This is a genomic window from Pseudomonas sp. B21-054 (assembly GCF_026016345.1).
GTDB lineage: Bacteria > Pseudomonadota > Gammaproteobacteria > Pseudomonadales > Pseudomonadaceae > Aquipseudomonas.
Window position 1 is genome coordinate 501,441 of record NZ_CP087204.1, and the last position, 20,927, is coordinate 522,367.

The following is a 20,927-nucleotide window of genomic DNA, read 5'->3' on the forward strand; positions in this document are numbered from 1 at the left end:
AGCATATAGCCCGCTAATGTTTCTATCCAATATATTGTTCGACCTGTTTAAGACGTTCTACGACCTATTGGATTGCCCATGGAATTGCGCCACCTGCGTTACTTCATCGCCGTTGCCGAAGAACTGCATTTCGGCCGCGCCGCCCTGGCCCTGGGTATCTCCCAGCCGCCCCTGAGCCAGCAGATCCAGGCGCTGGAGCAAGAGATCGGTGCGCGTTTGTTCGAGCGCACCAATCGTCGGGTCGAACTGAGCGAGGCCGGGCGACTGTTCCTCGAAGAGGCGCGACGGGTGCTGGCCCAGGTCGACAAGGCGGCTGATGTGGCCCGCCGCGCCCAGCTGGGTGAACTGGGTGAGCTGAAAATCGGCTTCACCTCTTCGGCACCGTTCAACTCCACCATTCCCCAGGCGATCTTCTCGTTTCGCCAACGCTTTCCCGCCGTGCACCTGAACCTGCGGGAAATGAGCAGTACCCAGGTGGCCGACGCACTGCTGGACGAAACGATCGAGGTGGGCATCATGCGGCCGTTGCCGCTGCACGACTCCTTGAGGGAAATCGAACTCAGCCGCGAACCGCTGGTGGCCGTGCTCAGCGCCAAACATCCATTGGCCCAGGGCAACGAAGAAGGCCTGCTTCTCTCGGCGTTGGCCCAGGAACCGTTCGTGTTCTTCCCGCGCAGCTACGGCAGCGGCCTGTACGCGCAACTCCTGAGCCTGGCCCGCGACGCCGGCTTCAGCCCGCACTTCGCCCAGGAAGCCGGCGAAGCCATGACCATCATCGGCCTGGTGGCGGCAGGCCTGGGCGTTTCGGTCTTGCCGGCGTCTTACCAACGCATGCGTATCGATGGCGTGGTCTATCGGCCGCTGCTCGATCCGGCGGCGGTGTCGGCGGTTTGGTTGGTTCAGCGCAAGGACCAGCGGTCGCCGATGGCGAAGGGGTTTGTGGATTTGTTGACCAAAAATATAGATGCCTAGGGAAATCCGAAGGGCGCCGAAAGGCGCCCTCTTTGATAGATGGCAGCTCATCGTTCCCGCACAAACCCTTCGCAAAACAAGGTTTGCCCACATGAGCGATTCTTTACCTGGCCTTACCAGACCGTCGCAGGTTTATTGGCGTGGTAGTCATAAAAACCCTGGAGTATCCAGATATCGCCCTTGCGTTCGAACGCGGCGCGCCATGCGCTTCTGCCGCCACCGGGGGATAGCTGGGCCATGTCGTACCAGTAATATTTGTTGATGCGTTTTGTCGTGGCCCTGCCGGCTCGAATGTCATCCATGATTTCGTTGATCTTGGCTCGGGCCGCTTCGGGAAAGTTGTCATAGGACATCTGTGTTTCAGCCAGCGTGCTGAGAGTCACCGTAAACGTGTCTATTGCGGTTGATGCTTCCGCCAGTACTGGTGGAGTGCTGGTAGTAGGTGATTTGCCTGGGACCTTCTTCGTCGGGACTTGGGTCACGACCTCGATATCAAACGCGTCATAGTTCGAGAGATTTTTTGCGAAGTTGGTAATGTCCTCTCCAGTGACCAGTAACGTCTTTCGCTGCGACTTGCCCTTGTTGGCGATGACGTAAGGAATCTTGTTGTTGCGGATTTCCGTCAGGAGCCCGGGTTTGTGTCTTTTTTTCATCTCGTCCCGGAACGCGCCGAGCTTTTTCTTTTTGTACTCCGCGAAGTTTGCAGGGTTCTTTTTATAGTCTTCCCTGGCAGCCTCTACCTCGGGACCTTCTCCTGAAAACCGCACGCCCAGCTCCTCCCAGACGCGCTTTTCCGCGACTTTGACCACCTCATGAATATCGTTCTGTATCTTGGTCATGGCGGCTTTCTTCTTTCCCTGTTCAGGGACGATGGTGATGAATAATGCGCCGGTGAGGTTGTCTGGCAAGGAGGACATCATCATCTTGAAGTTGCCTTCGCTGTCGAAAAGCTCCTTCTTGAGTGGCAGGGTCATGTCGAAGACTTTTATTTTTTGCGCGGACGTCAGCTGGATACCCTTTACCTGGGAGTCGATGTCTCGGGTGCAGTAGTCGACGGCCTGCCATACGTTGAATTTGTACAGCAGGCTTTCGTGGGGCTTCTTATGTTGCCCGAGGCCGTAGAGGCCCTTGTTGATCTGGTTGATTCGTGAAAGGTAAGTGTCTATATCGGGCGCGTCGATGTCATTCATGCTCTCGCGCAGGATGCGTTCGGCCAGCTCCTCGGGCATTGAGTGGATGACCTTCTTTACCGTATTCACCACCTGTCGAGAAGGCCAGTGATGGTCGACCAGGATGCCCTCCACCAAGGCGTTGTAGGTTTTCTGTTGCGCAGTTTCCGGGGCCCGATTGAACAGGCTATGCAGGACTCCGCCACCGCGCAATCGTTGCGGTTCTTCGATCTGCCACCGATCAATTTTCCAAGTCACTGTCAGCTGATGAGTACGATTGTTCGGCGCATAGATAATCCGCTCGCCTGCTTGTATCGCGGTTTTGCAGTAATCATTCCTCAGCTTCAAATAACCTTGCCCGCCCGCGTCCCTGTACAGGTCACGACCCTCGGGGATCAGCCCTTTGCCGTCAAAGCCTTTCAGAAGGAACGGTCCCAGCTCCGGATCAGGCATGCGGGGCAGGGAAGACAGTTCCGGGCGGATCTTGTCCCGGCGCCGTGTCGCACGGGCCATGATCAAGTCCTGCCCAGCCTCTGCCATGACCTCGCCCAGCCCACTGATGAAATCACGGGTCCACTGGCTGAAGCTGCCGCCTTCGTCTTTTATTGCCGACACCGCGGCGCCCCCGGCCATCACCGGCAGGATCGCACGTCCCAGCACGCCGCCCAGGCGGCCCGCGTAGAACATGGCCATCGCGCCCGCCAGCAACGTGACGCCGTTCCTGCGCCCCTCCTGGGCCGCTGCGCTGTCGCGCTCGGCGTTCGTCACCGTCAGCGCATCAGCCGTCTTGAGCGCGTGGGTGATCTGCGTTTCGTGCAAGGCTTTGAGGAGGTTGCCTTTGACCGCCGGGGACGCGACTTTTAAGGCGAAATCGTCCTTAACGCGATGCTTTATCCACGAGAAGGTGGGTTGCGTGACTTTCTTGATTTTCTCGTCGAGCGTCAGGTTGTCCGACGCTGGCACCAGGCTGGCAAGTTGATCGGCCTGTTCCATCAGAGGCAATTGTGAAATCAGCCAGCGGGTCATTTCCAGCGTGGCGGTGAGCGTCTGCACCAAGGCTGATTCCAGTTCCCGGGAGTTGCCGGCGTCTACGTCCCTGAAGACTTTGCCGTCCGGCGCCCCTGGCGTGTACAGCGTCAGTGAAGGCCGGCTGCTGAATGTCTTCACCCCAAATACCAGCATCTCTTTCAACACGCTGTCGCCCCACTGAATCTGTCGGACCACCACCTCATGCCCGTTGACCTTGCTGCGCCCCTCGGGCGTTGGACTGCCCAGCGCTGCCAGTACCAGGTTCAGGCCGGTGTTGTCCTTGTCGTGGGTAAAGTCGCCGGAGATGTGGGCGGCCCACGCCTGCGCGCGCATTTGTTTCCCTTTCAAGGACATCCATTCGACCTGGTGCTTCCGAGCGGCGAGCTGCAATGCGGCCGGGAGCCGGGCCCCCACATTTGCCCGCTCAATGACTTCGACTATTTGCGCGAAGCTCAACGGCCCCTCGACGGTCGTGTGAGCCGCAATGCGTTCGTCCGGCGTCAGGTTGGACATCGCCCATTCCGTCAGGGAGCGGCGGTCATCAACTATCGCCTTCACCTGGCCCAGCGCGACCCCGGAGCCAAACGGCGACTCGCCTGTCGGGGCGTGCGGGTCGATGAGCTGCTTGCGGATACTCAGGGACACCTGGTCCGGGTCGACCGGGGGGTATCTGTCCTTGATGAATCCGGCCAGCAATGTGCGCGTGCGGTCTTGGAGGGCTTCAAGGGTGGCCAGTGTCACCGGGTCCGGCGGTGGAGGCGTATCCAGCATAGTGATCCGCAGGTCTTGCACTGCCCTCCACCAGGCCACGCGATCATTGCCGGTGACGTGCGGGTTGCCGCGCAGCCAATCGTCGAGTCTTTTCTGATACAGCCGTAAGGCGCGTTCGTCCATCGCGCCTGCCAGGTCCAGCCGGTCCCTGACATTTGTCGCGGCATCTACCCTGGCCATCCAGGCGTTGATCTCTTCGCCTTCTCCCGGCCCGTTCAGCAACGCATCGCTCACGGCTGTTTTCTGCGCCGCGCGCAGGTCCGTGACCAGGCGGGCGAGGAAGTCCTCGGCCATGGGGGTGATGTTTACCTCAGCCCAAGCGTTATCTCCATCATCAATCAGGCTGGTCTTGAGTGCGTCCAGGCTTGCGTACACTTGCAGTGGTTTGCCCGGGCTGTAGAGGATCGCGCTTCCCGGATTGTCGGCATTGTCATGCTGTGTCAGCACAACCGCGCCCGCCATCGGCACACTGGACCACCATCCTTCGGGAGTGGCACTCAGGCCATAAACCCCGGGCCGGACACTTACCGCCATCTTGGCCCGAGACGCGGCATCCAGCGCCGACAGCGCGTGCTCGGTCAGCGCTTTGTGCATCGGCAGGCCCAGGGTTGCGTCCAGCCGATGGAGATCTGCTTGCGCCTTGAGTTGCCTGCCGAATTCATGAGCCAGCCAGTCGTTAATGCTGCGGTCCGGGCTGAAATCGGACGGCTTGTCCCAGAACTCATCCAGAGCCCCTGTCAGCAGTTGTTCATACGATGCCGGTGTGAGGCTGATCAGTCGTTTGATTGCTTCCTTTGCGTCACGGCTATTCAAGGCTGCCGGCATATCCGTGACGTTTTCCTGATCGGTGACGACGTTGATGTTCGCCAGATCGATGAAGAATTCCCGCGCATTTACCTTGCCGGCGACGGCGCGCCAGAAAAGTCTATTGAGGGCGACTGTCTCGAGCACCGGCCGTTTAACCGCCGATGCGTCGGCTGCGTGGCCAGATTGAGGAATGCGTTCGTCGTGCAGTCGGCACACGAGTATTTCGTTTACGGTCACCTTGTCCGCCATCGCGGGGAAGGTTTTTCTGAACCAGTAATCCAGGTGCCGTGCAGCTACCTTCGAAGGGCGTGGAATGGTGTCGTTCAGGCGGATCATCTGCTGCTGCGAGGCCTCGAGTTGGCTGATCAGCAGGGCGCTAGCGGTTTGTAAAAGGGTGTTCTCCAGCATGTTCTCTTCCTGAGAAAATTTTCGGAAGGGAGAACCTATTGAAGAAGCGCGCAGAGGGGGCGGTATATAGATACCGCAGGTAGCGGCACCGGGCGATGTACACAAGTGGTGAAGACATGATCCATGTGGGGCTGGGCTTGCTCATGCTCCACCGCGGCGGTCAGCGGTCCTTTTTATTACGCAAAAAAGCCAGGATTGCCTCGCAGGTAGCTTGTGTTTTTTCCTCCAGCACCCAATGTCCGGTCCTGTGTAATACAGAAGAGTGCGGTTGCGTAGTGATGTATTTGACTTGCTCGGCTAAAGTCTTTCCTCTCGAGTGGTCACCGCCGATAGTGAGCACAGGAACGGTCAACTTGTTGCTGGCGAACGCCTGATTGTCTTTTACATCATTCTCTATCCAGGCTGAATAAAGTTTGAAAGCTGCCTCCATGCGTCCAGGTCGGGAATAGTCTCTAATCAGATCCCTGTGCACCTCGTCCGGCACGGTATCGTTGCCAGGGAATACAAAGTCGTCAAAAAACATGTTCAGGTAAGTTTTTTCCTGACCGTGGATCATGTTGATAGCTGTCTTGCCAAAGAAGCGAAAGTGCCATTTGCTGGTGGTCCGGGTTTCCGGGGTTCCGTTATAAGCCGCTTCCCAACCAGGGATGCCAGGAATGAACCCATCCATCAAGATGATATGTTTGGTTTCATCCGGGTAAAGGGCCCCGTAGGCGTAAGCGATAATTAACCCCATGTCATGTCCGACAATGTCGACCGGCTTGATTTTCAGGCTGGTGACCAGTTCGTGCAAATCATGCGCCATGCTTTTTTTGTCATAGCCGCTTTCTGAGATGTCAGTTTCTCCGGCGCCGCGATATTCAGGAACGATAGGCGTAAAACCAGCACGCACCAATGGCCCCATCAATGCCTCCCAATTGCGCCAGCTTCCCGGAAACCCGTGCACCAGCAACACTGGGCTTTCGCCATTTCCGCCTATGAGGTAGTGCATACGAATGCCGTTCACGTACGCATAGGCGTGTGTGAATGATGCACCGTCAATGACAATACTGGTTTGTTCCACAGAAGACGATGTGGCTGGGTGTCGAGACGAGGTGGTGAGGCCCGACCACGCTATTGTATCCATCAATTTTTTATCCATTTTGGGAACCAGATATAAGTTGCAAGGATACGAATTACAGCTCGTGAGACGAACAGGCCTACCAAGCGTTGACCTGCAAGGCATTTGAAAAATGAGAGGTCTTTTTCAATGGCTTAAAGCCTGAGGGAATCCCGAATCGCACCGATACTGTCGAAGATGACAGTTCCGATAAACGGAGAGCTTGTTTCGGTCGGGATTTGATCGTTCCCCACGCTCTGCGTGGGAATGCATCCCGTGACGCTCTGCGTCATCTTTCAGAAGCGGAACGCGGAGCGTCCCTGGCGGCGTTCCCACGCGGGAGCGTGGGAACGATCAAAAAGGTTGCGCAGCCCAGCGGGAGCAAGCGCCCTCGCCACCGGGCATCGTTAGCGCTTTATTGCACCTTCGCCAAATCCCCTTTCAACGCAACGCCCGCCATGATCGCGCCAGCGTGGCATTCGTAGGTGGTGGGGTCCTTGCGTTCGTTGCTCTTGTAGAAGCTGACGATGTTGGTGACCGCATTGGCGCCGGCGTTCTTGGCGGCCTGGTGCAAGCTGATCAGTGCCGATTGCAGCACCCATTCGCAGGCGGCTTCATCGGATTTGTTGAAGGCGTTGGTTTTTTTGTTGGTCACGGCGCCCGGGCTGACGACGGTGACGTTGCCAGCCGGTTTGTTGCCAGCCAGGTAGAACTTCACGCTGCCGTCGATTTTGCCGGTGCGGATGGCTTCGGCGACGACTTTGTCGAAGGGCAGGAACAGCGCGGTATCGCGAGCCTGGCTGATGGCTGGCAGGGTGCTGAGCAAGAGAGCGGCGGTTACGGCGATTTTCTTCAACGACATCATGGTCTCCTTGACGAGGGGTAACGGGAATTTGAACCGGTTCAGTGCCAGCGGCGGAAGATCAGCGAGGTGTTGACCCCACCAAAGGCGAAGTTGTTGTTCATCACGTATTCGTTGCTCATCGGCCTGAATTCATTGCGCAGGTAATCGAGCTTGCCGCATTGGGGATCAACCTCCTCGAGGTTGAAAGTGTGCACGTACAGGTCGCGATTCAGCATTTCGATGCTGAACCAGGATTCCAGCGCTCCACAGGCGCCCAGCGTATGGCCGAGAAAGCTCTTTTGCGAACTGATGGGCATGTGCTCGCCGAACAGGCTGCTGGTGGCCAGGGTTTCGGCGATATCGCCTTGCTCGGTGGCGGTGCCGTGGCCGTTGACGTAGCCGATGGCGGCAGGATCGAGGCCGGCATCTTCCAGGGCCAGTTCCATGGCCCTGCGCATGGTACTCAGTTCGGGACGGGTGGCGTGCTGGCCGTCGGCGTTGCTGCCAAAACCGACGATTTCGGCATGAATATGCGCGCCGCGCGCCAACGCATGTTCCAGTTCTTCGAGTACCAGCATGCCGGCGCCTTCGCCGATCACCAGCCCATCGCGGTCCTTGTCGTAGGGGCGTGGGCTGGTTTGCGGGGCGTCGTTTTTCAGGCTGGTGGCGTAGAGCGCATCGAAGACCATCGCTTCGGTCGGGCACAGCTCTTCGGCGCCACCGGCAAGCATCAGCGGCAGGCGCCCGAACTTGATTGCCTCGTAGGCATAGCCGATGCCATGGCTGCCGCTGGTGCAGGCGCTGGAGGTGGGGATCAGGCGCCCGGTCAGCCCGAAGAAGATGCTGATGTTGGCCGCCGTGGTGTGGGGCATCATCCGCACATAGGAGTTGGCGTTCAGTCCTTCGGCCACGCTGTTGAGCAGCATGTTACCGAAGGCCTTGATCTCGTCGGTGCTGCCGGTGGACGAACCGCAAGACACGCCCATGCGCCCGTCCTTGATCGACTCGTCGCCCAGCAGGCCGGCGTCGGCCAGGGCCTGCTCTGCCGCAGCCACCGCCAGGCGCGAGACCCGGCCCATGCTGCGCAGTTGCTTACGCGTCCAGTGAGCCGGGACCTGGAAGTCGTCGATGGGGCCTGCCAGGCGCGTGTTCAGTTCGGTGAAGCGGTCCCATTCGTCCATGCGCCGGATGCCGCTGCGGTTGGCGGCGAAGTTGGCGGCGATGGTGTCCCAGTCGCTGCCGATGGAGGTGATACCGGCCATGCCGGTGACGACGACGCGCTTCATCAGCACAAGCCTCCGTTGACGGCCAGGACCTGCCGGGTGATGTAGCCGGCTTCGGCGGACATCAGGAAATTCACCGCGCCAGCCACCTCTTCTGGAGTGCCCATGCGCTGGGCTGGGATCATTTTCATCAGTTCTTCCACGGGCACGTTTTCATCGAGCATGGCGGTGTCGATCAGGCCAGGCGCGACGCAATTGACGGTGATCTTGCGCTTGCCCAACTCGATTGCCAACGCCTTGGCCGCGCCGATCAAGCCGGCCTTCGACGCACTGTAGTTGACTTGGCCACGGTTGCCGATAAGCCCCGAAACCGAGGTGATGCAGACGATTCGCCCGGCGGCGCGACGCCGGATCATTGGCATCATCACCGGATGCAGCACATTGTAGAAACCGTCGAGGTTGGTGCGCATCACCGTATCCCAGTCGTCCTCGCTCAGCGCCGGGAAGGCGCCGTCGCGGGTCAGGCCGGCGTTGAGCACCACGCCGTAATAGGCACCGTGGGTGTCGACATCGGCTTCGAGGATGGCTTTGCAGGCGGCGCGGTCGGAGACGTCGAATTGCAGCACTCGCGCCTGACGGCCCAGGGCCTGGATTTCAGCCCGGACGGCTTCAGCCTCGGTGCGGCCGCTGCGGCAATGCAGCACGATGTCGTGCCCGGCCTGGGCCAGGCGCAGGGCGATGGCGCGGCCGATGCCACGGCTGGAGCCGGTGACCAGTACGGATTCAGTCATGGCGGGGTTCCTGTTGCAGACGGTTCATGAAGGTAGTGGGCGGCCTGGGGCGGACGGAACACGTTCAACCGGGCCGTGGCATGGATGCCGGGGGCGCGGATGTGGCATTCGAACACGCCCATGCCGTTGTCGTCTTCCAGGGAGCGCACACCGTGGATGGTCAGCTCGGCACCGACCGGGAAACATTCGACGTTGCATTCGAACTTGCGGGTGCCGAGCAGGAAACCCAGCTCCACGGCATCGCCGCGTCGGCGAGCATGGCAACCGGCAAATGCTGCGACGCTCTGGGCCATCAGCTCGATGCCAACCCAGGCCGGCAGCGCGCCGTCGTCGCGGTTGAACAAACCGCCAGGCTTGACGGTGGCGTGGGTATGGATCTGCTCGTCATCGAAGGCCAGGATCCGGTCGATCAGAATCATGTCGCCGGCATGGGGCAGCAGTTCGGCGAGTGGCCAGTCAATCATGGGGCGTCTCCGATAATCAGGCTGACGTTGTTGCCGCCGAAGGCGAACGAATTGCTCATCAGGCGGCGCGGCGATGTCGGGTTCAGGCGGGTGCTGGCGGTGACCCAGTCCAGCGCCGGCAGTTCAGGGTCGGCCTGACCGTCCCAGACATGCGGCGGCAGGCGCAGGTGGGGATTTTCGGCGCTCAGGCTCAACCAGCAGAACGCTGCTTCCAGCGCCCCGGCTGCCCCAAGGGTATGGCCGGTCATGGGCTTGGTGGACGAGCAGGGCACCCCCGTCGGAAACAGCCCGGCCACTGCCTGGCTTTCCATGGCGTCATTGTGTTGGGTGGCGGTGCCGTGCAGGTTCAGGTAGTCGATCTGGCTGGCCTCGAGACCTGCGCAGTGCAAGGCTTTTTCCATCGCTTGGCGAGCGCCACGACCACTGGGCTCAGGGGCGGAAATATGGTGGGCATCGGAACTGGCGCCGTCGCCCAACAAGGCAATCCGAGCCCCGTCACCTGGCGTCTTGCTCATGAGGAACAGCACCGCCGCTTCGCCAATGTTGATGCCGCTGCGATTCATCGAAAACGGGTTGCAGCGGTCGCTGGAGACCGCTTCCAGGGCGGAAAACCCATTGAGCGTCAGTTTGCACAGGCTGTCCACCCCGCCACAGAGCACGGCATCGCACAGGCCCAGGTCCAGCAGGCGACGGGCGCTCATCAAGGCGCGGGCGCTGGACGTGCAGGCGGTGGAAATCACATAGGAGGGGCCGCTCAGGTCGAGCCAGTCGGACAGAAAGTTGGCCGGCGCGCTGAGCTCCTGTTGCTGGTAGTCGTAGCCGTCGGGGAAGCGCTGCTCGCGCAGGTAATGGGCAATGCCGCTGCTTGCCTCATCGATGCCCGAGGTGCTGGTACCGAGCACAATGCCAATACGGGCGCGGCCGTAGGTATGGATTGCCTGGTCGATCTCGGCGCGGATTTGCAACCCCGCTTCCAGCAGCAGCTGATTATTGCGGCTGCGTTGCATGACCAGGGCGTCGGGAATGGGGGCGAGTTCACCCGCCACCGAGGCCACCGGTAATGCCCGCTCGGCGACCCAGCCCGCCTCGGCCCGTATGCCCGAGCAGTCGCCGGCAAACAGATTGCGCGCAACTGTATGTTTGTCGCGGCCCAGGGCGCAGATCACCCCGAGGGCATTCAAATAGGCAGTCATGGGGCACTCTCGGTCAACGGTGTGATGCGGTAGTGCGGGCCTTGGGGCAGGCTCAGTTGAAAGTCCAGCGGTCGCTCGTAGCGCACCTGCCAGCGGGCATCGAGGCTTCGCTGCCCACCCTGTTGTCGGGCGGCCGGGTAGTTGCCCGGCAGTTCGGCTTCGGGGGTGAGGGCGAACAGCAGTGCGGCGAACAATTCCCGGGCCTCGGCATTGGGCGGCAGCAGCCCATCGGCCTGCCACTGGCCATCGACCAGGCGTTGGCGGGCCACGGGAATGCCCAGCGGGTCCATCATCGACCAACGGATACCGGCGTCTTCACGTTGGATGACCAACAGCCAATCCTGCCGTTGACCGGCCAGTTGTCGCTCGATGTGCAACTGCAATGGCAGCACCAGGGTTGGCGTGCGCTCGGGCAACGGCGCGTGGCTGGCGCAGGCACTGAGTAGCAACAGGCAGCCAAAAAGCAGGGCGCGTATCATTCGACGACCCCTTCGACGGGCTTGCGGGCCACCACATTGACCAGGGTTTCCTCCCGCTCGCCGAACGGCTTGGCGCGGCGCAGGCCAAAGCGTTCCAGCAAGCCGAAATCCTTGGAGCGGCTCCACCACAGGTACGGATAGGAGACGTTGCGGGCCTCGAACTCGAACCCCTGGCTACGGATCATCTCCAGGTACTGGGCGGCACTCTTTTGCACGTGCATGGGGTGCCGGAACAGCCAGCGGATCACCCAGGTATCGATGTAGGCCTCGGTGGATTCGGCGAACATCAGGTAACCGCCGGGCTTGAGGACGCGATAGAACTCGGCGAGGGCTTTTTCCTGCTCCACCAGGTGATGAAAGGTCTGGTGGCAGAACAACAGGTCGACACTGGCATCCGGCACCGCCAGCGTCGCGCAGTCGCTGCCGATCAATTCCACGGTCATGCCTTGGCGCGCGGCTTCCTCCTGGCTCAGGTCCAGGCTATGGGGATCGGCATCCACCCCGATCAGGCGTTGCGGCGCGAACACCTGGCGCAGGTACTGGAACGACTTGCCCTGGCCGCAACCGGCGTCCAGCAGCACCGGGTTGGCCGGCAGCGGGGCGCTGAACAGGCTGCGCAGGTCATTGATCGCCACCCGCAGCACATGGTGCTGCCAGGTGTGGCTGCGCAGGAACCAGAAGCCGAAGCGCGTCTCTTCGACGTAGTTATCGCTCAGGTAGCTCATGTTTGCGGACTCATGGCGCCGGACTCGCACAGATTTCCGAGAGCATGCGCAGGCGCCGCTTCGGTTCACTGACAAACGGGTTGCGCTGGTCCCAGGCGTAGCCGGCCAGGATCGAACTGATCATGCGACGGATGTCGTCCGAGCCTTCGGTGTAGAAAATCACGTCCTGGAAGGTGCCGGCATACCAGCCCTCGACATAGCAGCGAAAGGTATCGACGCCGCGCTTGAGTGGCTCGGCGAATTCGCTCTGCCAATCCACGCTTTCACCTTGCAACTGACGATGCAGCACACCGGCGGCCATGCTCGCCGAGCGCATGGCAATGGTCACGCCGGAAGAGAACACCGGGTCGAGGAATTCCGCGGCGTTGCCCAGCAGGGCGAAGCCAGGACCGTGCAGGGTTTTGACATTGGCCGAATAGCCACCGATGGTCCGTGCCGGGGTGTCCCACACGGCATTCTTCAACACGTCGGCCAGGCTTGGGGTTTCGTCGATGAAACCGCGCAGGCAGGCGTCGAGGTCGTCGGAACGCCCCGCGAAATGTTCCGCTGCCGCAACCACGCCCACGGAGCAGCGCCCGCCACTGAACGGAATGGTCCAGAACCATACGTCGCGTTTGCTCGGGTGGGTGGTGATCAGGATTTTTTCCCGGTCGAAGGTCGGTGCGTCGATGCGATCTTCGATATGGGTAAACACCGCTTGGCGTACCGGGAAGTTCGACGGTGCCTCAAGGTCCAGCAGGCGCGGCAGGACCCGGCCGTAGCCGCTGGCGTCGAGCACGAAATCGGCCTCGACGCGGTACTCGCTGCCGTCTTCGCGCTGCACGCCCAGTTGTGGTTTGGCGAGGCTGAAGTCGGCGCTGGTTATGGCTTGGCCATAACGAATCTCCACGCCTTGCAGCGCGGCCTGGTCGGCCAGCAATTTATCGAAGTCGGCGCGTTGCACCTGGAAAGTCGTGGGCTTGCCGTTGCTGAAGGTATCGCCGAAATCGAAGGCGCTGTAGCGCTCGCCCCAGGCGAACGCCGCACCGTTCTTGCGTTGGAACCCGGCGGCATTCACTGCGTCGAGCATGCCGGCTTCTTCGACGAAGTCCAGGCAATGGGACAACAGGCTCTCGCCGATGGAGAACCGGGGGAAATGCTGGCGTTCAATGACCAGCACATCGTGGCCCTTGCGCTTGAGCAGCGCGGCCGCGATGGCGCCCGAAGGACCTGCGCCGATGATGACGACCTGGCGACATTCCATTTCAACTCTTGGCACTTGAGCTCCTGGCCGGGACGGCAATCGAGGGAATACGGTGAAAACCGGCCATGGCCGGCAGTAATGTGGCGATCAGGCCCATCAGCATCAGCGTGAAGTACAACGCCGGGCTGATGAGCTGTTGTTGCAAGAGCAGGTTGAGGAACACGATTTCGCTCAAGCCGCGGATGTTCAGCAAGACACTTTCGCGCCAGCGACTGGCACCGGCAAAGGATGTATCGGCCCATCCCAGCCCCAGCCAGTTGCCCAGCAGCTTGCTGGCGATCGGAAACAGTAGTAACGCCCCTATCTGTAGCCAATCGAGGCTGTTCATGGCGCTGTGGACGTTGATTTGCACAATGCCGAAGGTGAGGATCAGCGGAATTGCCAGGTAGGTCTGCAAACCTTGCATCCAGCTCGCATTGAGCGGCAACACCAACGGCACCTTGAGCGCGGCCATGCACAGCAGATAACCGATGCCGACAATCAGTGCGTTGAGCCGATAGTGTTCGGCCACCACCAGCAGGGCAAAAAAGATCCCGCTGTGCAACAGCGGTTGGCGCAGGCCAAACAGTCGCAACAGCAGCGGCACACAGGCACCGGCCAATGGCAGTAACAAACTGTTCAGGTGCAGGCTGCCCTGGGCCAGGCCGAACAGGCTCCAGCACATCAGGTCGATCAGAATCGCGGTTTGCACCAGGCGCCGGGTGGCGGCGGGTGGGTAGTCGATGTGGCGCAGGTACAGGTACAGCACCGGTATCGCAGTAATTGCAAACAGCAGCCCCACCGCCAGGGAGCTGATCCAGGGCTGGGGCGGCAGCAACCAGAGCGCCGTGGCCAAGCCGCAAGCGAACGGAATGCCGAAGCTCGGCAGGGCGATCTTCACGCTCTGGCGATCCAGGCGCAGGTCGATCACGTCGCTGAGGATGTGTCCCAGCAACAGGGCAAACGCCAGGCTGTAGAGATTCTTCAGCCACACCGGTGACACCAGTTGCGCGCCGCTGAGGGACCAGCCGGGCTCGATCCAGAAGTACATCAGCAGCGGCAGGCCGAACGTCGCCAGCAGCAATTGGCTGACAATCGGGATCAGCCCAAAGCGACGGCCGAGGTGAGTTGCGGCCGCGAATAGCCCCAGGGCCATGAGCCAGAACGCCAGGATCATCATTGGGCTGGCTCCGCAACGGCGGTCGCATGGGCTTGATGCCCGGCCCACGGCGCCAGCATGAAGCTGAACGCCAGCCCCAGGCTGACCGCCAGGCCGAAGTTACTCACCGCCGGTGTGCTGGAAAGCGCCAGCAGGCCGAACGACAGCCAGGTGGTGACCGCCGCCAGGAAGGTGCCCAGCAGGCTCACCGCCGCGCCACCGATTTGCTCGCGCATCAGGATCGCATAGTCGACGCCGATGGCCGTCACCAACAACAGGCCGAACAGGCTGAACAGCGTCAACGGCTGTCCCAGCCAGCCGAGGCTCGCCAGGCTGCACAGTGCGGCCAGCAACGGCAGGGCAACGATGCGCAAGGCGCCGCCGACGCCGAACGGCCAGATCAACACCAGCACGATCAGCACGCAGGAAGCCAATTTCAACTCGGCGGCGCTGATCTGCGTGGCGGCGAAGACCCGGTTCAGGTCTCCCAGGCGATCCACCAGTTGCACACCGGGCAAGTCCACGGCCTGCACCCGCAGTAGCGCGGCATCGTTCAGGCCTTGCAGGCTGACGACTGCCGCTACGCCTTGCGCCGTCTGGCCGAGCCAGAGCGTGCGGTAGGGCTCGGCCAGCGGGCCGGTCAGCGCGGCGTCAATGTCGGTCACGGGCAGGGCCTGCAATTGCGCGAGCTCCGCTTGTAGCGTGGCGAGCGGTACGCCCAGATCCAGCAGCGGTTGCCAGAAGTCCGGTAGCCGCGCCAGGGCCTCACGCACTTTCTGCTGTTCGGCGGGCGGACTGACCAATTGGTTCAGCGACAGGTAGCCCTGGAGTTTTTCCAGGCCGATCAATTGATCCAGCCGCTCGTTGAGGGCGGTCTGGCGCTCCAGCAACTGTGGCTGATCATCGGCGCGAATCAGGAAAAACTGGCTGGTGGGTTGGAAACCGGTGATGCGGGCGATATCGCGGGCTTCGTCGGTCAGGTGCTGGGGCGTACCGATCCACTGGCGGATGTCGTTTTTCGTGGTCAGTTGCCACAGACCACCCGCGCAGAACGTCAGCAGCAGCACCAGCAAGACCGGTGTGCGCACCCGCGCCAGCAGGGCTTGGCGTGCCTTGAGCAGACATTGGCAGAGCCGCAACGGCCATTGGGCCGGACGTAACTCAACCCCCTTGAGCAGCGCCGGCAGCAGGCAGACCGCGCTCAGGTAGGCGCCGACCAGGCCGGCGGCGGAAAATATCGCGATTTGGGTCAGGGCCGGGAACGGTGTCCAGGCCAGGGCCAGGTAACCGATGCAGGTGGTCGCCAGGCTCAGGCTCAGCCCCGGCAGGGTCAGGCGCAAGGCCGGCCAGCTGCGCCACGGCTTGAGGCTCCAGCTTTTGGACAGATAGTGCAGCGGGTAATCCACGGCCACGCCGATCAGGCTGGAGCCGAGCACCAGGGTCATGACGTGCATGCGTCCAAACAGCGCCACGCAAGCCACCGCGCCAAACAGCATGCCCACCAGCACCGGCACGAACGCCAGCCACACCCGAAAACGGCGGAAGGCCAGCAACAGCAGCAACAGAATGCCGACAGTCGCGCCACCGCCGACCCAGGTGATTTCCCGCGATGCCTGCTGTTGACCGGCGGCGGCGTACAGCAGGCCGCTGGCCGCCAGCAGTTGGGCATGGCCCTGGTCGGCTTGATCACGGCTGTGCTGCAGCAACTCGGCCACTTTGAGTGGCAGGTCCATGTCGAACGCGTTGCCATGGGTGCGGGCTCGCAGCATGACCCAATGTTTGCCATCGGCTTCGGCGATCAACGCACCGCTGCCCACGTCCAGTTGGATCGCACCGCGCTGGGGTTGGCTGTTCTGGATGCGTCCGGTCAGGCCCAGCCAGTCGTCCTGGCTCGGCACCAGGCTGAAGCCCGTGAACGGGTCGAACAGCGCCTGCACCCGTTGTTGGATGAACGCCTGGGGCTGGTCGATCAATTGCTGCCGGTCGGGTGCCGAGAGCATCGCCAGCCGTCCATTGAGCAACTGCGTGCGCAACGCCGGCAGGTCGGCCTGCAACGTCCACTGGACCTTGTCGAACAGACCGCTGGCCTGCCATTGCTCATCAAGGGTTTGCGCCAGGGCGAGGGCTTGTTGGCGATCCGCATGACCGACCAGCACCAGCACCTCGCGATTGAGCGGCTCCTGCATGCGCTGCTCGGCGATGAGCTCCAGGGCATCGGGAGAAGTGCCCGGTACCAGCTCCATGAGATTGGCCGACAGCGGCGCGCCGTTGCGCCATTGCCAACCGGCGAGCGCCAGCACTGCCAGGAGCAGGATCAGGAACAGCCGTGGCAGCATCCGTTCACTCGGCAAAGTCATGTTGCTCCGCTTCGCTCAAGGGTTGTGCACGGGTAGTGTCCTGCATGCGCAGCACCGTGCTGTCGCCCTGGGTTTCCAGCAGTTCGATGCGTTGCACCAGTTCACCGCCGTCGATGTTGATCTGGTTGAAGACCTGTTTGAGCAGCACCGAGCGCGGCGTCAGAGTGAGTTTCCACTGCTGCGGCTCACCCGACAGGCTCAATTCGAAGTCCCGTTGCAGGCCACTGCTGTCGCCTTGCAACACCGCCAGGAACAGCCGGTTCTGCTCGGCACCGGCGCTCTTGTTCGGCAGCATCTGCCAGGCATTGCCGTCCCGTCGGGCGATGCCCTGGGGAGTGATGCGGTAGTCCTGTTGCAATGGGGTTTGCAGCAGCCACAGCAGGCCGTGATTCTTCGCCAGCACGAAACGGCCCTTGCTGGTGAGCGGCTGGGGCAGGGCGCGCAGGTGTTTTTCCTGGATGAACTGCCCATGGATCACATCAGGGCGGGCCAGTTGCTCGCTCAACTGTTGCAAATCGAATGCCTGGGCCAGGGGCGACAGGCAGCACAGCAGCAGCCAGGTGGACAGGCGTTTCATGGCAGCATCCTTTCGACGGCGTCGACAAACACCCGGGGCGAGGCCAACAGCATTTCACGGCTGGCCATGTCCACGGCCACTTGCACGGAGCTGGCACGGGTCAGGCGTTCGCCGGTTTCTGCGTCGCTGATCAAGTAGTTGATCTTCAACCGGTTCTCCCATTCCACCAGGCTGGCGCGCACGGTCAGGGTCTGGCCGAACACGGCGCTGCGCACGTAGCGCAGTTGCAGGTCGATGATCGGCCACGCATGGCCGGATTCGAGCATGTCGTTGTAGTTGTGGCCGATCAGGTCGAGCAAGGCGCAGCGGGCCACTTCCAGGTATTTGACGTAATGGCCGTGCCAGACCACGTTCATCGAATCGACGTCGAAAAACGGCACCACGATCTGGGTGTCGACGTGCAGCATTCCCTTGCTACGCATGCAGCCTCCAGTGTTGTTCTGCAATGCGTTGCAGGCACAGGCGCAGCTCGCTTTCCAGGGCCCGGTCTTCGATGACTGGCGCGAAGTCCTCGGCCAGTTGTGCATGCATGGCGGCCAGGGCCGGCGGCAGTGGCCGCGCGTCTTCGCCGCGGCCGCGCAGCCACACGCCCTGGTTGGCGGCCAGCAGCGTGGCGGCGGCCACTTGCTCGGTCAGCTCCAGCACGCGGATGGCATCCCGGGCGGCGATGGTGCCCATGCTCACCTTGTCCTGGTTGTGACACTCGGTGGAGCGCGAGAACACGCTGGCCGGCATGGTGTTTTTCAAGGCTTCGGCGGTCCAGGCACTGGTGCCGATCTGCACGGCCTTGAAGCCATGGTTGAGCATCGCCCGCTCGGCGCTGGCGCCGGACAGGTTGCTCGGCAGGCCATGGTTGTAGCGCTCGTCCACCAGCAGCGCGAGTTGCCGATCCAGCAAATCCGCGACGTTGGCCACCAGATTCTTCAGGCTGTCCATGGCGAAGGCGATATGCCCGCCATAGAAATGCCCGCCGTGGAGCACGCGTTCGGCTTCGGCATCGATGATCGGGTTGTCGTTGGCGCTGTTGAGTTCGATCTCGATGAACGAGCGCAGCCAGTTCAGGCTGTCGGCCAATACGCCGAGCACGTGGGGGGCGCAGCGCAGGGAGTAGCGATCCTGCAGGCGATGCAGCGGCGCGGTCGGCGCGTCGATGGCCAGGTCCTTGCGCAGCCACGCGGCGACTTGCATTTGGCCGGGGTGTGGCTTGGCGGCGAACAGGCGCTCATCGAAGTGTTCCGGGTTGCCTTGCAGTGCGACAACGTTCAGCGCGGTGATGCGGGTCGCCAGTTGCAGCAGGTAATCGGCGCGGGCGAAGGCCAGGCAGGCCAGGCCGGTCATCACGGCGGTGCCATTCATCAGCGCCAGGGCTTCCTTGGGCCGCAGTACCAGCGGGGTCCAGCCCAGCTCGCGGTGCACATCGGCGGCCAGGCGGCGTTCGCCGCGGAACATCACTTCCCGTTCGCCGGACAGCGTGGCCGCCACGTAGGACAGCGGCGTCAGGTCTCCGCTGGCGCCTACGGAGCCTTCTTCCGGGATCAGCGGCAGGATGTCATGTTCAAGAAAAGCCTGGAGCCGCTCCAGCAGTTCCACCCGCACCCCGGACACGCCGTGGCACAGCGACTGCAAACGCGCCGCCAGCACTGCGCGCGTGGCCTGGGCGTCTAGCAGTTTGCCCAGGCCGCAGCCGTGGAACGTGTACAAATGGCGCGGCAGGGCCTCGACGTGGTGCAACGGTACGGCCACCACGCAGGAGTCGCCATAACCGGTGGTCACGCCGTAGATCACGCCTTCCTTGTCCAGCAAAGAGTCGAGGAATTGCGCACCCTTGGCGATGCGCTGGCGGAACGCCGGGTCATCCTGCAATTGCGTCGGCGCCTGACGGTTGGCCAGGGCCAACACATCTTCGATGCGCAAGGGGCGTTCGCCGAAGGTTACCGGCTCAAGAGTGGGCATCGTCATCGGTCTTCCAGAAAGGGTAAAAGTTGAACCACTGTTGGGGGCCCTGGAGGCAGTAATGCGCCAGGCGCTCGGCATAGCGACCGGCCCAGTGGGCGATCGCTTGCTCGCGGTCGTGGCGTTTCCAGACCACGGCCTCGGCGAAGGGCTCGAGGGTGACGCGATAGCGTCCCTCGTGCTTGAGGCACATCAAAAGGTTGACCGGGCATTTCAACAGACCGGCCAGCAACCAGGGCCCTTGGGGGAATGCGGCCGGGTGGCCCATGAAGTCCACGGTCACGCTACGACCGCCATGCAGCGGCACGCGGTCGCCGGCAATCGCCAGCCACTCGCCGCGCTCCAGGCGCTCGCTCAGTTGCAGCATGATCAGCGGGTCCAGCTCGCTGACCTGGATCAGCCGCAGGTGCGTGGCGCCGGCTTCGCCCAGCAAGCGATTGAACTGCTCGGCATGCTTGGTGTGCACCAGCACGTTCATGGTCACTTTCTCGCCCAGCTCGGCCAGGGCCCGGCACATCTCCAGGTTGCCCAGGTGTGCGCCCACCAGCATCTGCCCGCGGGTATCGCGCAGATGATTGCGCAGCAGCGCCGGGTCGACGATTTCGATCTGCTCGATGCTCAGCTTGCCGTTCCAGACGTCGAGCTTGTCGAGCAGGGAGTCGGCAAAGGCCATGAACTGCCCGAACACCCGCCGATGGGTTGGACGCAGCTCGGGGCGCTCGCTCCAGTCGGCCAGGCGCTGCTGGTATTGCCAGGCGGCCTGCCGGGCGGCGCGGCCGAAAACGAAGAAATACAGGACGATGCCATACAGCAGCGGGCTCAGCAGGCGGCGGCCCAGCACCTTGGCGGCCAGCGCCGTGAACTTCATCAGCCAGAAGCTGCCGCGCTCCTGGCGGTCGGCCCAGTGTTGTTTGTCTGCCTGAAGGCTCATGCCCGCCACCGTCGCCAGAGAATCAAGGGAGAACGCACCAGCATGCCGAAGAACAGCCGCGTATGCATGCTGGAGATCAGTACGTTGTCGTGGAACAGGCGAAAGTGCGAGACCCCGTCCTGGGGGTAATGAACCCGGGTGTGCAACCAGTGCATCGGCTGATTGCGCCAGGCCAGGCGCACGAGGATGTCCGAGTCGAAATCCATGCGTTTGCCAATATTGGCCGAGTCGATCAGTGCCAGGGTCGGCGGCAGGGGATAGACCCGGAAACCGCACATGGAATCGCGGATCTGCAAGGACAGGCTGTTGATCCAGACCATGACGTGGGTCAGGTAGCGCGCGTACAGGCGACCTTTCGGCACGCTGGCGTCGTAGTGTGGATAACCACAGATCACTGCGTCCGGGTGGGCGCGGGATTGCTCGATGAAGGTCTTGACGTCGCCAAGGTCGTGCTGACCATCGGCATCCACCTGCAAGGCGTGGCTGAAGCCCAGGCGCGAAGCCTCCCGCAAACCGGTCATCACCGCGCCGCCCTTGCCCTGGTTGACCGCCAGCCTGACCAGATGAACTTGCTCGCCCTCGGCCAGCCGCTCCAGCACAGCCGCGCAGGCCGGGCTGCTGGCGTCATCCACCAGCACGCAGGGCAGGCCGTTGGCGAGCAACGCCTGGACCACGGCCGAGATGGCGGTTTCGTGGTTGTAGACCGGGATGACGGCGCAGGGGTTATGCATATTTTCCGCCTTCCAACGAGCCA

The 20,927-nt window shown here is 62.1% G+C and carries 18 protein-coding genes; 1 reads left to right on the forward strand and 17 read right to left on the reverse strand.

What is annotated here, in order from left to right:
* Window positions 1-78 precede the first annotated feature (78 nt).
* The gene (locus LOY70_RS02215; RefSeq protein WP_265032940.1) at window positions 79-972 is read left to right on the forward strand and encodes a LysR family transcriptional regulator; all 894 of its coding nucleotides are present in this window, start codon (window positions 79-81) and stop codon (window positions 970-972) included.
* Between the two features lie 113 nt (window positions 973-1,085).
* Here the strand turns inward: LOY70_RS02215 and LOY70_RS02220 are convergent, their stop codons facing one another.
* From LOY70_RS02220 to LOY70_RS02300, 17 genes are all read right to left on the reverse strand, one after another.
* Window positions 1,086-5,156 (reverse strand): dermonecrotic toxin domain-containing protein, encoded by a 4,071-nt coding sequence (locus LOY70_RS02220; protein ID WP_265032942.1) that lies wholly within the window; start codon window positions 5,154-5,156, stop codon window positions 1,086-1,088.
* 160 nt (window positions 5,157-5,316) lie between these two features.
* Complete coding sequence (locus LOY70_RS02225) at window positions 5,317-6,297, reverse strand: alpha/beta fold hydrolase (protein ID WP_265032944.1); 981 nt, start codon at window positions 6,295-6,297, stop codon at window positions 5,317-5,319.
* Between the two features lie 373 nt (window positions 6,298-6,670).
* Window positions 6,671-7,117 (reverse strand): excinuclease, encoded by a 447-nt coding sequence (locus LOY70_RS02230; protein ID WP_123345326.1) that lies wholly within the window; start codon window positions 7,115-7,117, stop codon window positions 6,671-6,673.
* A 41-nt stretch (window positions 7,118-7,158) separates the two neighbouring features.
* Window positions 7,159-8,385, reverse strand: coding sequence for a beta-ketoacyl-ACP synthase (locus LOY70_RS02235; RefSeq protein ID WP_265032946.1), 1,227 nt, complete (start codon window positions 8,383-8,385; stop codon window positions 7,159-7,161).
* Entirely contained in the window at window positions 8,385-9,113 is a 729-nt protein-coding gene (gene fabG / locus LOY70_RS02240) for a 3-oxoacyl-ACP reductase FabG (RefSeq protein ID WP_265032948.1), read from the reverse strand. The genes LOY70_RS02235 and fabG overlap by 1 nt, the downstream gene beginning before the upstream one ends.
* The gene (locus tag LOY70_RS02245) at window positions 9,110-9,577 is read right to left on the reverse strand and encodes a hotdog family protein (RefSeq protein ID WP_265032950.1); all 468 of its coding nucleotides are present in this window, start codon (window positions 9,575-9,577) and stop codon (window positions 9,110-9,112) included. The genes fabG and LOY70_RS02245 overlap by 4 nt, the downstream gene beginning before the upstream one ends.
* Window positions 9,574-10,770, reverse strand: coding sequence for a beta-ketoacyl-[acyl-carrier-protein] synthase family protein (locus LOY70_RS02250; protein WP_265032952.1), 1,197 nt, complete (start codon window positions 10,768-10,770; stop codon window positions 9,574-9,576). Before LOY70_RS02250 ends, LOY70_RS02245 begins: the two co-directional genes overlap by 4 nt.
* A complete protein-coding gene (locus LOY70_RS02255; RefSeq protein ID WP_265032954.1) occupies window positions 10,767-11,249 on the reverse strand; it encodes a DUF3261 domain-containing protein in 483 nt (160 codons plus the stop codon). Before LOY70_RS02255 ends, LOY70_RS02250 begins: the two co-directional genes overlap by 4 nt.
* Window positions 11,246-11,974, reverse strand: a complete 729-nt coding sequence (locus LOY70_RS02260; protein ID WP_265032956.1) for a class I SAM-dependent methyltransferase — start codon at window positions 11,972-11,974, stop codon at window positions 11,246-11,248. The genes LOY70_RS02255 and LOY70_RS02260 overlap by 4 nt, the downstream gene beginning before the upstream one ends.
* Before the next feature lie 10 nt (window positions 11,975-11,984).
* Entirely contained in the window at window positions 11,985-13,232 is a 1,248-nt protein-coding gene (locus LOY70_RS02265) for an NAD(P)/FAD-dependent oxidoreductase (RefSeq protein WP_265032957.1), read from the reverse strand.
* Entirely contained in the window at window positions 13,219-14,376 is a 1,158-nt protein-coding gene (locus LOY70_RS02270; protein ID WP_265032959.1) for a sodium:proton antiporter, read from the reverse strand. The genes LOY70_RS02265 and LOY70_RS02270 overlap by 14 nt, the downstream gene beginning before the upstream one ends.
* The gene (locus LOY70_RS02275; protein WP_265032961.1) at window positions 14,373-16,712 is read right to left on the reverse strand and encodes an MMPL family transporter; all 2,340 of its coding nucleotides are present in this window, start codon (window positions 16,710-16,712) and stop codon (window positions 14,373-14,375) included. Before LOY70_RS02275 ends, LOY70_RS02270 begins: the two co-directional genes overlap by 4 nt.
* Complete coding sequence (locus LOY70_RS02280) at window positions 16,696-17,289, reverse strand: LolA family protein (protein ID WP_265032963.1); 594 nt, start codon at window positions 17,287-17,289, stop codon at window positions 16,696-16,698. Before LOY70_RS02280 ends, LOY70_RS02275 begins: the two co-directional genes overlap by 17 nt.
* On the reverse strand, window positions 17,286-17,711 hold the full coding sequence (locus LOY70_RS02285) for an acyl-CoA thioesterase (protein WP_265032964.1): 426 nt from the start codon (window positions 17,709-17,711) through the stop codon (window positions 17,286-17,288). The genes LOY70_RS02280 and LOY70_RS02285 overlap by 4 nt, the downstream gene beginning before the upstream one ends.
* Window positions 17,704-19,248: an HAL/PAL/TAL family ammonia-lyase gene (locus tag LOY70_RS02290; protein ID WP_265032965.1), complete on the reverse strand. Its 1,545-nt coding sequence runs from the start codon at window positions 19,246-19,248 to the stop codon at window positions 17,704-17,706. Before LOY70_RS02290 ends, LOY70_RS02285 begins: the two co-directional genes overlap by 8 nt.
* A complete protein-coding gene (locus tag LOY70_RS02295) occupies window positions 19,229-20,173 on the reverse strand; it encodes a glycosyl transferase (protein WP_265032966.1) in 945 nt (314 codons plus the stop codon). Before LOY70_RS02295 ends, LOY70_RS02290 begins: the two co-directional genes overlap by 20 nt.
* Window positions 20,170-20,904 (reverse strand): glycosyltransferase family 2 protein, encoded by a 735-nt coding sequence (locus tag LOY70_RS02300; protein WP_265032968.1) that lies wholly within the window; start codon window positions 20,902-20,904, stop codon window positions 20,170-20,172. Before LOY70_RS02300 ends, LOY70_RS02295 begins: the two co-directional genes overlap by 4 nt.
* Window positions 20,905-20,927 lie beyond the last annotated feature (23 nt).

Coding starts and splice junctions, on each gene's coding strand:
- LOY70_RS02215 (WP_265032940.1), top strand. CDS start 79: ATGGAATTGCGCCACCTGCGTTACTTCATCGCCGTTGCCGAAGAACTG.
- LOY70_RS02220 (WP_265032942.1), bottom strand. CDS start 5,156: ATGCTGGAGAACACCCTTTTACAAACCGCTAGCGCCCTGCTGATCAGC.
- LOY70_RS02225 (WP_265032944.1), bottom strand. CDS start 6,297: ATGGATAAAAAATTGATGGATACAATAGCGTGGTCGGGCCTCACCACC.
- LOY70_RS02230 (WP_123345326.1), bottom strand. CDS start 7,117: ATGTCGTTGAAGAAAATCGCCGTAACCGCCGCTCTCTTGCTCAGCACC.
- LOY70_RS02235 (WP_265032946.1), bottom strand. CDS start 8,385: ATGAAGCGCGTCGTCGTCACCGGCATGGCCGGTATCACCTCCATCGGC.
- fabG (WP_265032948.1), bottom strand. CDS start 9,113: ATGACTGAATCCGTACTGGTCACCGGCTCCAGCCGTGGCATCGGCCGC.
- LOY70_RS02245 (WP_265032950.1), bottom strand. CDS start 9,577: ATGATTGACTGGCCACTCGCCGAACTGCTGCCCCATGCCGGCGACATG.
- LOY70_RS02250 (WP_265032952.1), bottom strand. CDS start 10,770: ATGACTGCCTATTTGAATGCCCTCGGGGTGATCTGCGCCCTGGGCCGC.
- LOY70_RS02255 (WP_265032954.1), bottom strand. CDS start 11,249: ATGATACGCGCCCTGCTTTTTGGCTGCCTGTTGCTACTCAGTGCCTGC.
- LOY70_RS02260 (WP_265032956.1), bottom strand. CDS start 11,974: ATGAGCTACCTGAGCGATAACTACGTCGAAGAGACGCGCTTCGGCTTC.
- LOY70_RS02270 (WP_265032959.1), bottom strand. CDS start 14,376: ATGATGATCCTGGCGTTCTGGCTCATGGCCCTGGGGCTATTCGCGGCC.
- LOY70_RS02275 (WP_265032961.1), bottom strand. CDS start 16,712: ATGACTTTGCCGAGTGAACGGATGCTGCCACGGCTGTTCCTGATCCTG.
- LOY70_RS02280 (WP_265032963.1), bottom strand. CDS start 17,289: ATGAAACGCCTGTCCACCTGGCTGCTGCTGTGCTGCCTGTCGCCCCTG.
- LOY70_RS02285 (WP_265032964.1), bottom strand. CDS start 17,711: ATGCGTAGCAAGGGAATGCTGCACGTCGACACCCAGATCGTGGTGCCG.
- LOY70_RS02290 (WP_265032965.1), bottom strand. CDS start 19,248: ATGACGATGCCCACTCTTGAGCCGGTAACCTTCGGCGAACGCCCCTTG.
- LOY70_RS02295 (WP_265032966.1), bottom strand. CDS start 20,173: ATGAGCCTTCAGGCAGACAAACAACACTGGGCCGACCGCCAGGAGCGC.
- LOY70_RS02300 (WP_265032968.1), bottom strand. CDS start 20,904: ATGCATAACCCCTGCGCCGTCATCCCGGTCTACAACCACGAAACCGCC.